The sequence below is a fragment of the Flavobacterium soyae genome (assembly GCF_021245985.1).
Lineage (GTDB): Bacteria > Bacteroidota > Bacteroidia > Flavobacteriales > Flavobacteriaceae > Flavobacterium > Flavobacterium soyae.
The window spans coordinates 26,858-40,007 of sequence record NZ_JAJQXA010000009.1; the positions used below are offsets into that span (position 1 = coordinate 26,858).

Annotated in this window: 14 protein-coding genes; 11 read left to right on the forward strand and 3 right to left on the reverse strand. The window is 33.7% G+C overall.

Annotated features, from left to right (window positions below):
* Positions 1–9 precede the first annotated feature (9 nt).
* From LUU93_RS12665 to LUU93_RS12680, 4 genes are all read left to right on the forward strand, one after another.
* Entirely contained in the window at positions 10–360 is a 351-nt protein-coding gene (locus LUU93_RS12665) for a cytochrome C oxidase subunit IV family protein (RefSeq protein ID WP_232681491.1), read from the forward strand.
* A 78-nt stretch (positions 361–438) separates the two neighbouring features.
* Positions 439–1,095 carry a hypothetical protein gene (locus LUU93_RS12670; RefSeq protein WP_232681492.1) on the forward strand — a complete coding sequence of 219 codons (657 nt, stop codon included), beginning with the start codon at positions 439–441 and terminating at the stop codon, positions 1,093–1,095.
* An 11-nt stretch (positions 1,096–1,106) separates the two neighbouring features.
* Positions 1,107–1,793, forward strand: coding sequence for an SCO family protein (locus tag LUU93_RS12675; protein ID WP_232681493.1), 687 nt, complete (start codon positions 1,107–1,109; stop codon positions 1,791–1,793).
* A 2-nt stretch (positions 1,794–1,795) separates the two neighbouring features.
* Positions 1,796–2,380, forward strand: coding sequence for a DUF420 domain-containing protein (locus LUU93_RS12680; protein ID WP_073488994.1), 585 nt, complete (start codon positions 1,796–1,798; stop codon positions 2,378–2,380).
* Positions 2,381–2,383: 3 nt separating this feature from the next.
* On the opposite strand, the gene LUU93_RS21790 is transcribed toward LUU93_RS12680, so the two are convergent.
* Together LUU93_RS21790 and LUU93_RS12690 are read right to left on the reverse strand one after the other, a co-directional pair.
* Positions 2,384–2,572: a hypothetical protein gene (locus LUU93_RS21790; RefSeq protein ID WP_311202631.1), complete on the reverse strand. Its 189-nt coding sequence runs from the start codon at positions 2,570–2,572 to the stop codon at positions 2,384–2,386.
* Positions 2,573–2,745: 173 nt separating this feature from the next.
* Positions 2,746–4,152, reverse strand: a complete 1,407-nt coding sequence (locus tag LUU93_RS12690) for a DUF4403 family protein (protein ID WP_232681495.1) — start codon at positions 4,150–4,152, stop codon at positions 2,746–2,748.
* Positions 4,153–4,330: 178 nt separating this feature from the next.
* Here LUU93_RS12690 and LUU93_RS12695 point away from each other — a divergent pair, with 178 nt between their 5' ends.
* The 7 genes from LUU93_RS12695 (at position 4,331) to tsaB (ending at position 12,249) form a co-directional block, all read left to right on the forward strand.
* Positions 4,331–5,032: an ABC transporter ATP-binding protein gene (locus tag LUU93_RS12695; protein WP_232681496.1), complete on the forward strand. Its 702-nt coding sequence runs from the start codon at positions 4,331–4,333 to the stop codon at positions 5,030–5,032.
* Positions 5,025–6,269: an ABC transporter permease gene (locus LUU93_RS12700; protein ID WP_232681497.1), complete on the forward strand. Its 1,245-nt coding sequence runs from the start codon at positions 5,025–5,027 to the stop codon at positions 6,267–6,269. Before LUU93_RS12695 ends, LUU93_RS12700 begins: the two co-directional genes overlap by 8 nt.
* 2 nt (positions 6,270–6,271) lie before the next feature.
* Positions 6,272–7,537: an ABC transporter permease gene (locus tag LUU93_RS12705; RefSeq protein WP_232681498.1), complete on the forward strand. Its 1,266-nt coding sequence runs from the start codon at positions 6,272–6,274 to the stop codon at positions 7,535–7,537.
* A 41-nt stretch (positions 7,538–7,578) separates the two neighbouring features.
* Complete coding sequence (locus LUU93_RS12710; RefSeq protein ID WP_232681499.1) at positions 7,579–8,697, forward strand: efflux RND transporter periplasmic adaptor subunit; 1,119 nt, start codon at positions 7,579–7,581, stop codon at positions 8,695–8,697.
* Positions 8,698–8,778: 81 nt separating this feature from the next.
* The gene (locus LUU93_RS12715) at positions 8,779–10,164 is read left to right on the forward strand and encodes a TolC family protein (RefSeq protein ID WP_232681500.1); all 1,386 of its coding nucleotides are present in this window, start codon (positions 8,779–8,781) and stop codon (positions 10,162–10,164) included.
* Between the two features lie 5 nt (positions 10,165–10,169).
* Positions 10,170–11,453 (forward strand): efflux RND transporter periplasmic adaptor subunit, encoded by a 1,284-nt coding sequence (locus tag LUU93_RS12720; RefSeq protein WP_232681501.1) that lies wholly within the window; start codon positions 10,170–10,172, stop codon positions 11,451–11,453.
* 118 nt (positions 11,454–11,571) lie between these two features.
* Positions 11,572–12,249, forward strand: a complete 678-nt coding sequence (tsaB, locus tag LUU93_RS12725) for a tRNA (adenosine(37)-N6)-threonylcarbamoyltransferase complex dimerization subunit type 1 TsaB (protein WP_232681502.1) — start codon at positions 11,572–11,574, stop codon at positions 12,247–12,249.
* An 8-nt stretch (positions 12,250–12,257) separates the two neighbouring features.
* On the opposite strand, the gene LUU93_RS12730 is transcribed toward tsaB, so the two are convergent.
* Positions 12,258–13,070, reverse strand: coding sequence for a mechanosensitive ion channel family protein (locus tag LUU93_RS12730; protein ID WP_232681503.1), 813 nt, complete (start codon positions 13,068–13,070; stop codon positions 12,258–12,260).
* Between the last annotated feature and the right edge of the window lie 80 nt (positions 13,071–13,150).

The window sequence follows — 13,150 nt, forward strand, 5'->3', positions numbered from 1 at the left end:
TTAATTATTATGTCACACGAGCACGTATCAAATACAAAAAGAATCTGGTTTGTTTTTGCATTACTATCAGTAGTAACTACAGTAGAAGTTATCCTTGGTATTTACAAACCGGGAGTATTAGAGTTTAATCATTTTGTTGGTTTGAATTTGTTAAACTGGATATTTTATATCTTAACAATATTCAAAGCTTATTATATTGTATGGGCATTCATGCACATGGAAGGTGAAAAAAGCAGTCTTAGATGGGCTGTTGTATTGCCAGTTATTTTCCTAGTATTATATTTATTGTTCATCTTGTTGACAGAAGGACACTATATTTATGGGGTTTTTAAAGATTCTACCATTAAATGGAATTTTTAACATGATATTAATTCGAAAAGAAGCTCCGTTTAACGGAGCTTTTTTTATTTTTGTACCTCAATAACTTCCGTTAAAACAATGAAAAAAAATATAGTTCTTTTTGTGCTTTTTGTTTTACCCATTGTAGCCTATTTGTTTTTTGCTTCAGGTGTAAATAGTTTTACAAAACTTCCCATAATTACCCCAAAAATTGCTGACTTTGGAAACTGGAAATCTCTCGACGGAAAAAAAGTTTCTTTAGATAAAAAAATTACTGTTTTAGGTTTTTCCGGTTCTGATATTTTAGGTAACAGAGGAAACTACTTTAACCTTAACGAAAAAATCTACAAACGTTACCACGGTTTCGAAGATCTTCAATTCGTAGTAATCTGTCCGCTCGGAACAGAAAAGGAAGCTCAAAAGCTGGTTGATGCACTAAAACCTTTTACAGATGTTTCTGGCTGGAATTTTGTTTTTGCTTCACCAGATGATATTCAGGCATTTTATAACCAATTACATTTAAAAGGGAAACTCGATGATAAATTGGGTACATCAAATGTTTTTATTGTTGATAAAGAAAGAAACTTAAGAGGCCGCAAAGGCGGGAATAAAGATAAAAAGGACGAGTATAAAGAAGGATACGATACTTTTCATCCATCAGAATTGAGTAATGAGATGCTCGATGACTTTAAAATCATTTTGTATGAATATCGTGCCGCTCTTAAAAAGAACCATAACGCCACAAAACAACTTTAAATACACATATAATGTTCAAAAATAAATCTTACATAGGGATTTCGTTTATTATTTTGATTTTCGGAATCTATGCAGTGCCAAAAATTGTTGACAGAATTAAAAATGGTGATGTTGTAAAAGGAAATCGTTTAGACAATGTTGGTTCTAAAAGTTCTAAAGACACAAAATTAATAACGATAGGAGCGGCTCCAAAATTTGAATTGACAAATCAGGATAACGTTAAAATATCTAATGCGGCTTATAAAGGGAAAGTATATGTTTTAGAATTTTTCTTCACGACTTGTCCGTCAATCTGCCCGAAGATGAATATGAGCATGCTGGAAATTGAAAAGACATTTTTTGGCAACCCTAATTTTGGAATCGTTTCCATTACCATTGATCCTACTCATGATACGCCGCAGGTTTTAAAAGATCACGCAAAATTATTAGGTGTAAAATCTTCTACCTGGAATTTCTTAACCGGAGACAGAGCTGCAATTATGGATTTGTCTAATAAAGGATTTAATCTTTATGCCGGAGAAAATTCAAAAGTAAGCGGAGGATTTGAACATTCTGGATTGTTTGCTTTGATTGATAAAGATGGAAACATTCGCTGCCGAAAAGATGAATTTGGAAACCCAAATATCTATTATGATGGCTTAGATAAAAAAGGCGTTAGAGAGATTCAGGAAGATATTAAAATACTATTAGAAGAATAAAAATGGAAGATCATTCATTAGAAAAGAAATACAATAAATACATAATTGCGGTTTCAATTGTTATACCGGTACTCGTAGGGATTCTTTTTGCCATCAAATTAAAAGATTTTGGAATCAATGTAGAACCGCTTTCCTTTTTACCTCCAATTTATGCTTCTACAAATGGCCTTACAGCTATTGTTTTAGTTGCAGCAGTAATTGCAGTTAAAAACGGAAAACTTAAACTGCACGAACGTTTAATGACTTTTGCAATTGCTTTGTCTTTGGCTTTTTTGGCGATGTATGTTGCGTACCATATGACTGCTGACTCCACTAAATTTGGTGATGTAAATCATGACGGAATTTTAGATGCGGTAGAAAAAGCTAAAATTGGTGCTGTTAGATATTTATATGCATTCATTTTAATAACGCATATTCTTTTATCCATTATAATTATTCCGTTTGTGTTAGTAACGTATGTACGAGCACTTGCGAAGCGTTTTGATAAACACAAAAAAATAGCTAAAATAACATTCCCACTTTGGTTATATGTTGCAGTAACAGGTGTTGTAGTTTATTTAATGATTTCTCCTTACTATGCAAACTAAAACTCAAAACTCAAATTCTAAATTCCAAAGCTTTATTTTTGGAATTTGTATTTTTCTAATTGGAATTTCGGCGAATGCCCAATGTGCTATGTGCCGCGCCGCGCTTGCAGGAGATTCTAACATAAAAAAAGCAGAAGCTGTAAATGACGGAATCGTTTTTTTAATGATAATCCCATATTTACTTGTAGCCATAATTGGTTTTCTTATTTATAAGATGTACCGGTCTAAAAAGAAAAATGAGGCTGTCTCAAAAGTAAAATCAAGCTGTTGAGAATTGCGTAAATGGAAAATTTCTCCGATAGGTATCCGAATAAAAAAGAGGTTGTCTCGACTTTTGAGACAGCCTCATTTTTTATTTCAATTTTTTATTTCAATCCATTAACTGAGACATTCACAGTTCCGTTTATTTTGATAAAAGCGATAATTGCCTGATTCGTTAATTGAATTTTGTCAAACTGAATATCATCCATTTTTCCATTTACAAAAACGCCCGGCATTGGCGAATAATTTTTAAGATAGGCGGCCATATTTTTCTTGCCTTCTTCTAAATTAGGCTGTATCGAATATCTGCAGCTTTCTTCCATTTTTCTTAATACAAAACCTTGCGCAAGCCAGTTTGCAGTTCGCATTAATCTGCTTTTGGTGTCTAAAACATAATCGAGTTTGTCAAAATAAATTTCCTTTGTCTGTGCATTATATTGCGGAATTCCGTTTAAATAAAGTGTTCCGTCTACAGAACCTAAAACATCAAGCGCAATAATCATTTTTCCGTTTTTATGCCAGATCGAAACATTTTTAACCGTTACTTTTTTACTTCCTGAGCCAAATTCCTGTCCTGCAAAATTCTTCGTCATAATTTTTGAAGCATCAATATAGCTTGAAATCGCTGCAATATTTGCCGAAATCTGATTTGGGATTTTGGTAACCGGTTTCAAAACAATTTTACTCGCATTAAATTTAGATTCCGGCTGCTTGCCTACAATAGTTTCCATGTTGCATTTCATTCCCATTTCGAGTAAAAAAGAATCATTTTTCAGTTTTGCGTTTGTAGAATAAACTTCAACGGGAACAATTCTTAACCAGCTTTCATAAGTATCGCTCATTTGAAAAGGAGTACAGATTTTTTCTAAAGCCGATAAAACATTCGGTTTAAAATCCATAGATTTTTCAATCGCTTCATCAATCTTATATTCCAGTTTAGATTTAAAAATAGAGATTGCCGGATTAATCAAATAAGTAATCGGCATATTTTTTCCAAAAACAGTCATCGTTGGACTTTCGTTCCAGTCTAAAGATCTGAATTCAGTTTTAGTATTTAATTTCCAATTCGTTAAAGCAACATCGCTGGATAATGTAATAACGCCATTTAAATTAAATTCTCTCGTATCGTAAAGCTCAATACCCATTTTTTTTGTTCCAATTCGGTATTTGATATTCGCTTTAAGCGGAAGAATAGTTTTTATCTTTTTATCAGGATTTGCAGGATCGTTTTGAATTTTTATCGGGGCTTGTTTCCAAATTTTCATTTCAATATCGTCATCTTCGATATTATTGTCTTCATAAATTAATCCGTTTAAGAGAGCATTTGTTTGATTTTCAATATCATTCAGTTTAACTGTAATGGGCAGGTTTATAAATGAAGGATTGGCATCGTAAATTAACGGACTTGCGTCATCTGGTTCTGGTTTTAAAGTTTCTAATTTTTGAGAAGTTGAGCAGCTGAAAAACACCGCAGTTACCGCAAACATTGAGATTATTGAAAAAAATTTCATAATTGATGATTTTTTTAAGTGAAGCAAAATTAAGAAAACAATTAAATTATCTTGATAAAGTGTAACATTTGATAATAACGACCGTCTTATTTAGATAGTGAAACAGAATTATTAACGTTTTATTATCATAATTTACTTATAAAATATATTATTATTGTTTTAAAAATTTAACAATACCATGATCGAAATTAAAGACTTACATAAATCCTATAAAATGGGAAGTTCGGAGCTGCATGTGTTGAAAGGGATAAATTTTAATATTGCAGAAGGAGAATTAGTGGCGATTATGGGATCATCGGGATCTGGAAAATCGACTCTTCTTAATATTTTAGGAATTCTTGATGAAGCCGATTCTGGCAGTTATATTTTAGATAAAACGCCAATTAAGAAATTAAACGAAACATTGGCTTCAAAATACAGGAACAAATTTTTGGGTTTTGTTTTTCAGTCTTTTAATTTGATCAATTATAAAACAGCATTAGACAACGTTGCTATGCCTTTGTATTACCAAGGTGTAAAAAGAAAAGAGCGTTACGATATTGCGATGAAATATCTTGAAAAAGTAGGTTTGGGCTCGCATTCTCATCACTTGCCAAATGAACTTTCAGGAGGGCAGAAACAGCGTGTTGCAATAGCTAGAGCACTGGCTTCGAATCCGAAAGTTTTGCTTGCCGATGAGCCAACGGGAGCTTTAGATACCAAAACTTCCTATGAAGTTATGGAACTTATTCAAGGAATTAACGATGAAGGAAAAACAATTTTGATCGTTACACACGAACCTGATATTGCCGCTATGTGCAAAAGAAATGTGGTCCTGAAAGATGGATTAATTATCGATGATAAATTAGTAGAACAAGTTAGAGCTTCATCTTATGTTTAATATTGAGCGTTGGCAGGAAATATTTGATGCAATTTCCAAAAACCGACTCAGAACATTCCTAACAGGAGTTTCGGTGGCATCGGGTATTTTTATTTTGGTGATTTTGCTTGGAGCAGGAAAAGGGCTTCAAAACGGTATTGAAAAACAATTCGAGCGTGATGCTGCAGGAATTATTGAGGTTTGGTCTGGTACGACGACTAAAGAGTATAAAGGACTGAATCCGGGAAGACAGATTCAGTTTAGAAATAGTGATTACAATCAATCTATTCAAAAATTTGAGGATAAATTAGATTTAAGAGCTTCAACACAAAATTATTGGGGAGCACAATTTGCTTACGGCAAAGAAAATGGGAATTATCAATATAGAGGTGTTAATCCGGATTATGGCGGAATTGAAAACCTTACGATAGTTCAGGGACGATATGTAAATAGTAAAGATTTAGCCAATAACGAAAAAGTCGCTGCGATCGGGATGAAGATAAAAACCGATTTGTTTAAAGACAAAGACGCCCTTGGAAAAGAAATTCAAATTAACAATATCAATTTTAAAGTAATTGGGGTTTTTACAGATCCGGGAGGGGAAAGAGAAGAAGCAAGAGCTTATCTGCCATTGACAACTGTACAAAGAACTTTTGGTGCCGGCGACAAAATCAGTAACATATTTTTTACTTTAAAAAAGACAAAAGATTATGATGAAGCTTTAGCACAATCTGAAAAATTTACTAAAGAATTAAAGGAATTATTGAAAAGTAAAAACGTTGTGGCTCCAGATGATGACGGCGGAATAAATGCCTATAACTCCGTTAAAGATGCCAAACAGTTTTACGATTTAAATTTATATATCAGGTTGTTTTTCTGGTGGGTTGGTATTTGCACCATTATTGCCGGAGTTGTTGGGGTGAGCAACATTATGCTGATTATTGTAAAAGAAAGAACCAAAGAAATCGGAATTAGAAAAGCACTTGGCGCATCGCCATTTTCTATTATTTCGATGATACTTCACGAATCCATTTTTATTACAACAATAGCAGGTTTTACCGGGCTTTTAGCCAGTTTACTGTTGTTAGAATTTGTTGGGCCGATGGTTCAGAGTGAATATTTCAGAAATCCCGAAGTAGATTTTAATGTGGCATTAACGACACTATTTTTACTTGTATTTGCCGGTGCCGTTGCAGGATTTTTTCCAGCATACAGAGCCGCCAAAATTAGACCTATTGTAGCACTTAGAGACGAATAATCATGTTTAAAAAAGATAATTGGGATGAGATTTTACAGGCCTTAACGGCGAATCCCTTCAGAACTATTCTGACGGCTTTTGGTGTATTTTGGGGGATTTTTATTTTGGTGATTCTCCTTGCTGCCGGTAACGGTTTGGAAAACGGAATTAAAAAAGGATTTGACGGAATTGCCACAAATACCATGTTTATGTGGAGCCAGACTACCTCTAAAGCTTATAAAGGACTGCCTAAAACGCGTCGTTATGATTTTAGAAACAGCGATGTTGCAGCTTTAAAAGCGGCTTTACCGGATTTGTTATATGTTTCTCCACGTAATCAGCTGGGAGATTTTAACGGAACAAATAATGTGGTTCGAGGGACAAAAACTTCGGCTTTTACTATTTATGGAGATTATCCAGAGCTGATTAAACAACAGCCGATGGATATTATAAAAGGCAGATTTATAAACCAGCAGGATATTCAGGATAGAAGAAAAGTGGCAATAATTGGTAAAGGGGTTATCAGCGAACTTTACGGAAAAGAGGAAGAATCTGTTGGGTCTTATATCAAAATTAATGGTATCAACTTTATGGTTGTTGGCGTTTATAAGTCTAAACAGCAAGGAGGAAATGCAGAACAGGAACAAAAGAATATTTTTATTCCGTTTACGACTTTTCAGCAGGCTTTTAATTATGGAGATAAAGTAGGATGGATGGCACTTACGGCAAAAGACGAAACATCCATTACCGACTTGAAGCCTAAAATTTTAGAAATAATCAAAGGGCTTCATTCCATAAATCCTGCCGATGACAGAGCAGTAGGAAATTTTGATTTGTATGAACAATTTAACAAGGTGCAGAGTTTGTTTAATATTCTAAAAATCATTGCCTATTTTGTAGGAACATTAGTTTTGATTTCGGGTGTTATTGGAATCTCAAACATTATGCTGATCGTAGTTAAGGAACGCACTAAAGAAATAGGAATTAGAAGAGCTTTAGGAGCAACGCCTGGGGCAATTCGCGGGCAGATTTTATCTGAATCTATATTTCTAACCATCATTTCTGGAATGTTTGGTATTGCGGTAGCAACAGGAATTATTGCACTCTTAAACATGGCATTAGATTCGATGCCGCCCGGAAATGATACCATGTTTGCCAATCCGAGTGTCGATTTAGGAGTTGTATTTGTTGCCTTAATAATATTAGTAGGATCAGGTTTGCTGGCAGGATTTATCCCGGCGCAGACTGCAATTAATGTGAAGCCTGTAGATGCTTTACGAACAGAATAAAATTATCAATCAAAAAATAATCGATTAAACTAAAAAACAAAATGAAAAAAGGAGTAACCGTAACCATTTTAATTTTAATTGCTATAGTCTTTTTTGGCGCGCTTTACTATTTGTACGCAAAGAATCAGGAATCGCCAATTGTTTTTAAGACAGAGAAAGCAGAGATTAAAACGATCGTAAAAAATACAATTGCGACTGGTAATATTCAGCCTGATGAGGAGGTATTAATCAAACCAAACATTTCAGGTATTATTGAACAGGTTTATATCAAAGCAGGAGAAAAAATTAAAGCAGGAGATATGATTGCCAAAATTAGAGTTGTTGCTAACGTTTCTAATGTAAGCAGTACTCAAAATCAGGTTCAGACGGCTAAAATTGCTTTAGATAATCAGGAGAAAATTTATCAAAGACAAAAAACACTTTTTGATAAAGATGTAATTTCTGCCAATGATTTTGATGCAGCTCAAGTGGCTTACAAACAGGCAAAACAAACATATCTGGCTGCTAAACAAAACTTAGATATTGTAAAAACGGGTACTACTACTTCGTTAGGGAATTATGCTAATACCTTAATTCGTTCAACAGTAAACGGAATGGTTTTACAGGTTCCGGTAAAAGTAGGCAACCAGGTTATTGAAAGTAATAATTTCAATGAAGGAACTACAATTGCAAGTGTTGCCGATGTTGGAAGAATGATTTTTATTGGAAAAATTGACGAATCTGAGGTTGGAAAAATCAAAGAAAAAATGCCAATTGAAATCACTGTTGGAGCAATTGAAAATAAAAAATTCGAAGCAGTTTTAACGGATATTGCACCAAAAGGAGTTGTAGAAAACGGAGCAATTCAGTTTGAAATAAAAGCAAGGTTAGAAAATAGAGATGACACATTTATTAGAGCCGGTTTAAGTGCAAATGCATCTATTATTCTTGAAAAAGCAGAGAAAGTTCTGGCTATAAAAGAATCATTAGTTCAATTTGACAAAAAAACTCAAAAACCATATGTAGAAGTTGAAACAGCGCCTCAGAAATTTGAAAGAAGAGATTTAGTTTTGGGTGTAAGCGACGGAATCTATGTTCAGGTTAAAAGCGGAATCAAAAACACGAATAAAATTAAAATCTGGAATCAGGGTTTAATTGACGAGAAAGAAGAGAAAAAGTAATTTGAAACTGTAAAGAGTTTTTTGGGTTTTAAAAATGTTAAATTTGCGTAGTTTGGTATACTGCGCTTTCATTCAAAATATATGAAAATAAATAAATATAATAGTCTTGTTTTTGCCATGTTGTTTGGGTTTGGATTAGCCGGACATGCGCAGTCAAAACAATGGACACTGGAAGAATGTGTGAAATACGCATTAGATAATAACATTACAATTAAATTATCTGAACTGGATGTCAAAACTGCAAATATTGACAAAAAAGGTGCATTAGGAAGTTATCTTCCAACAGTAAACGGAACTGCTTCCCATTCATGGAATATCGGTTTGAACGTTAACCCTGTTACCAATATTGCGACTACACAAACAACGCAGTATTCTTCATTAGGGGTAAACGCAAATGTTGATATTTACAAAGGTTTGCAAAATCAAAATGCATATAGAAAAGCCACTCTTTCTATTATAGCATCAAAATATCAACTGTTGAAAATGCAGGAAGATATTTCGTTGAATGTTGCAAATGCTTTTCTTCAGATTTTATCTAACAAAGAAGATTTAAAAGTAAAGAAAGAACAATTAGCGATTGATGAAAAACGTTATTCGCGTTCCGAAGAAATGGTAAATGCAGGAACAATTCCTCGAGGAGATTTGTTTGACTTAAAAGCTACGGTTGCTACAGATAAACAAAATATTACAGTTTCTGAAAACAATTTATTGATTTCGAAATTAAGTCTGGCCCAGCTTTTACAATTAAAAGAATTTGCTGATTTTGATGTAATTGATGATACAAATGCCAAAGATGAAAATAATATCATGGCGCAGAATCCAATTGATATTTACAATAAAGCAAAAGAAACAAGAACAGAACTAAAATTAGCTCAGACAAATCTTGAAATTGCCGAAAAGAATGTTTCTATTGCAAAAGGAGCTTATCAGCCAACTTTGAGAGGTTTTTATCAATTTAGTACCAGTGCGAGTTATAGTGATAGAATCATAGGAACTGACGGTGCAGGAAATCCAATTTACGCAGGTCCAAATCCAGTTTTTGATCAGTTTAGTGATAACAAAGGACATAATTTTGGTTTTCAATTAAGTGTTCCAATATTTAATGGATTCTCTGCCAAAAACAATGTTGAAAGAAACAAAGTAAGTTTAGAGAAATCTAAAATAGATTTAGAACAAAAAAGTTTAGATTTGCAACGTAACGTTTATACAGCATTTACAGATGCAAAAGGGGCTTTAAATACTTATGAATCTTCAACGATTACTTTAGAAGCAAGACAGCAGGCATACAACTATGCCAAAGAAAAGTATGATGTAGGTTTAATGAATTCATTTGATTTTACACAGGCACAAACTTTGCTTACAAATGCACAATCTGATGTTATCAGAACGAAATACGATTACATGTTTAAAATAAAAATACTTGAATTCTATTTCGGAATTCCAATTGTTCCAATTATTACAAAATAATTATTATGTCAAAAAAAACAGTTTACTTCTTAGTTGGTATAGCCGTAGTTGTTATTGCAGCATTAATAGCATTTAAAGGAGTAATAGGAAATAAAGAAGAAGGAAAAGAAGTTGAAACTTCAAAAGTAACCGCTTCGACAATTGTTGAAACGGTATCGGCAACAGGAAAAATCCAGCCCGAAATTGAAGTGAAAATTTCGCCTGAAGTTTCCGGAGAGATTATTTTGTTAAATGTAAAAGAAGGGCAGGTTGTAAAAAAAGGAGATTTATTGGTCAAAATAAACCCTGATTTATATACCTCAAGCTACAATCGTTCTGTTTCTAATTTATCTGGTACAAAGGCGGGTTTAACACAATCTGAAGCTAGTTTTAAAGAAGCAAAAGCCAATTACGAGCGAAATAAAACCTTGTATGATAAAGGCGTTATTTCAAAATCTGACTGGGATAAATCAATCGCTTCTTTTGAAGTAGCAAAAGCAACAAGACAATCTTCTTACTATAACGTTCAGAGCGCTTCTGCTTCTGTAAATGAAGCAAAAGATAATTTAGGACGTACCACAATTTATGCTCCTGCAGATGGTACAATTTCGGTGCTGAATGTCGAATTGGGAGAACGTGTTTTAGGAACACAGCAAATGGCCGGAACGGAACTTTTAAGAGTTGCGAATCTTAATAACATGGAAGTTGAAGTTGACGTAAACGAAAATGACATCGTAAAAATTAAAATTGGCGACGAAGCAAATGTTGAAGTCGATGCCTATTTAAAAAAGAAATTTAAAGGAGTTGTAACCAGTATTTCAAATTCTGCAAGTACAACATTAACTTCAGATCAGGTTACCAATTTCAAAGTAAAAGTTCGTATTTTAAAAGAATCATATCAGGATTTATTAGAAGGAAAACCAGCGGCGTATTCCCCTTTTAGACCTGGAATGACGGCTACTGTTGATATTATTACAACGACTAAAAACAATGTTTTGGCCGTGCCGATAAGTTCTGTTGTGGTAAAATCTGATACAACTGCTGTAAAAGATTTTACGGTTGAAGATCCAAACGAGAAAAAACCGGCTCCAAAAAGCGACAAGAAATTCGAATGTGTTTTTGTAAAAGTAGGAGACAAAGCTAAAATCAGAATTATTAAAACAGGAATTCAGGATGATACTAATATCGAGGTAATGTCTGGATTAAAACCGGGTGATGTAGTAATTACAGGGCCGTACACAACAGTTTCTAAAGAACTAAATTCCGGGGATAAAGTAAAGCTTAAAAAAGCTGAAGCTCCAAAAAAATAAAAAATAAATATATTTAAGATATTCGTCACTCTGAGCGAAGTCGAAGGCTTATTAAGTAACGAGGGTTTCGACTTCGCTCAGCCAGACATAATAATAAATTTTAAAATTGCACCACACATTGTCTTTCATTCTCAATATCGAAACCGCTACCAAAAACTGCTCAGTCTCAATTGCAAAAAATGGAGAAACTATTTTTTGTAAAGAAATTGCCGAAGAAGGATATTCGCATGCTGAAAAACTTCATGTTTTTATTGAAGAAGTAATCGCAGAATCCGGTATTACAGTTCAGGATTTAGGTGCCATTGCAGTAAGTCAGGGACCAGGTTCCTATACAGGTTTACGAATTGGGGTTTCGGCAGCAAAAGGATTGTGTTTCGCATTAAATATTCCGTTAATTGCTGTAGATACTTTACAGACTTTAGCATCAAAAGCAAATGTTTCTGACGGAAAAATCATCCCGATGCTGGACGCCAGAAGAATGGAAGTATACAGCGAAATTTTTAATGCTGATTTAGAAGTTGAAAGAGGAATTCAGGCGGAGATCATTACAGAAGATTCTTTTGCAGCCTATACAGAAAAACTTTATTTTGTTGGAGATTGTGCAGAGAAATGTAAACCGGTTTTAACTAAAGAAAACTTTGTGTTTTTAGAAGAAATCAAATATCCTTCGGCAAGAGAAATGAGTAAAATCAGTTTTGATAAATATCAAATAAGCGACACTGTTGATGTCGCTTATTTTGAACCTTATTATTTAAAAGATTTTATGATGACACAGCAGCCATCAAAAAAACAATAAACTAATTTTTATTTTTGAACTGTAAACGGCTGAACAGAAATTCCTGCCTGATCTAAAGCTGTTTTACAATTTTCTAAAGTGTCAGAAAAAACAGCTCCATAATTAACATTCTTTGCCCACGGGCGAACTGCAAAATCAACAGAACTAGCTGATAAATTCTTTACGAAAACTTCTGGTGCGGGATTTTTAAGCACTTTTGGGTTTTTGTTTAAAACATCCAATAAAACTTCTTTAGCCTTTTTAATATCAGAATCATAAGAAACTGAGAATGTCAAATCGGCTCTTCTTTCTCCCTGCATCGAATAATTAATAATAGTTCCGTTTGACAATGCACCATTCGGAACAAAAACCGTTTGATTATTTCCGGTAAGCATTTTGGTAACAAAAATCTGAATCTCTAAAACCGTTGCAATAACACCCTGAGCCTCGATTGTATCGCCAACTTTAAAAGGCTTGAAAACGATAATCAGCATTCCGCCCGCAAAATTCGAAAGTGAACCCTGCAGCGATAAACCAACTGCAAGTCCCATCGCACCCAGAATAGCTACAAATGAAGAAGTTTCAATACCAAGTTTTGAAATAAAGGTTACAAACAATAAAACTCTAAGCGCCCACAATAAAATATCAGCAAGGAATTTTGTTAATGTTGGGTCAAGATTTCTCTTCACCATTACTTTTCGAATTACTCTGTTGATTAATCGAATAGCATATAAACCAACAAATAAAATTAGCAGTGCCGAGATTAATTTTGGAGAATAATCGATTAAAATATCAATGAATTTTGCAGCATAACTGCTAAGCTGTTCAGGATTGATGTACATAATATTTGAATAAAAAAACCTTCTCAAAGAGAAGGTAAATTAATTTTGCAAATATAGATATATTTTATTTTTATATGAAA

What these genes read in the sequence shown, in the direction of transcription:
- LUU93_RS12710 (WP_232681499.1), top strand. Translation starts at nt 7,579, where the DNA reads ATGAAAAAAGGAGTAACCGTAACCATTTTAATTTTAATTGCTATAGTC.
- LUU93_RS12715 (WP_232681500.1), top strand. Translation starts at nt 8,779, where the DNA reads ATGAAAATAAATAAATATAATAGTCTTGTTTTTGCCATGTTGTTTGGG.
- LUU93_RS12670 (WP_232681492.1), top strand. Translation starts at nt 439, where the DNA reads ATGAAAAAAAATATAGTTCTTTTTGTGCTTTTTGTTTTACCCATTGTA.
- LUU93_RS12680 (WP_073488994.1), top strand. Translation starts at nt 1,796, where the DNA reads ATGGAAGATCATTCATTAGAAAAGAAATACAATAAATACATAATTGCG.
- LUU93_RS12700 (WP_232681497.1), top strand. Translation starts at nt 5,025, where the DNA reads ATGTTTAATATTGAGCGTTGGCAGGAAATATTTGATGCAATTTCCAAA.
- LUU93_RS21790 (WP_311202631.1), bottom strand. Translation starts at nt 2,572, where the DNA reads ATGGCTACAAGTAAATATGGGATTATCATTAAAAAAACGATTCCGTCA.
- LUU93_RS12720 (WP_232681501.1), top strand. Translation starts at nt 10,170, where the DNA reads ATGTCAAAAAAAACAGTTTACTTCTTAGTTGGTATAGCCGTAGTTGTT.
- LUU93_RS12675 (WP_232681493.1), top strand. Translation starts at nt 1,107, where the DNA reads ATGTTCAAAAATAAATCTTACATAGGGATTTCGTTTATTATTTTGATT.
- LUU93_RS12730 (WP_232681503.1), bottom strand. Translation starts at nt 13,070, where the DNA reads ATGTACATCAATCCTGAACAGCTTAGCAGTTATGCTGCAAAATTCATT.
- LUU93_RS12705 (WP_232681498.1), top strand. Translation starts at nt 6,272, where the DNA reads ATGTTTAAAAAAGATAATTGGGATGAGATTTTACAGGCCTTAACGGCG.
- LUU93_RS12665 (WP_232681491.1), top strand. Translation starts at nt 10, where the DNA reads ATGTCACACGAGCACGTATCAAATACAAAAAGAATCTGGTTTGTTTTT.
- LUU93_RS12690 (WP_232681495.1), bottom strand. Translation starts at nt 4,152, where the DNA reads ATGAAATTTTTTTCAATAATCTCAATGTTTGCGGTAACTGCGGTGTTT.
- LUU93_RS12695 (WP_232681496.1), top strand. Translation starts at nt 4,331, where the DNA reads ATGATCGAAATTAAAGACTTACATAAATCCTATAAAATGGGAAGTTCG.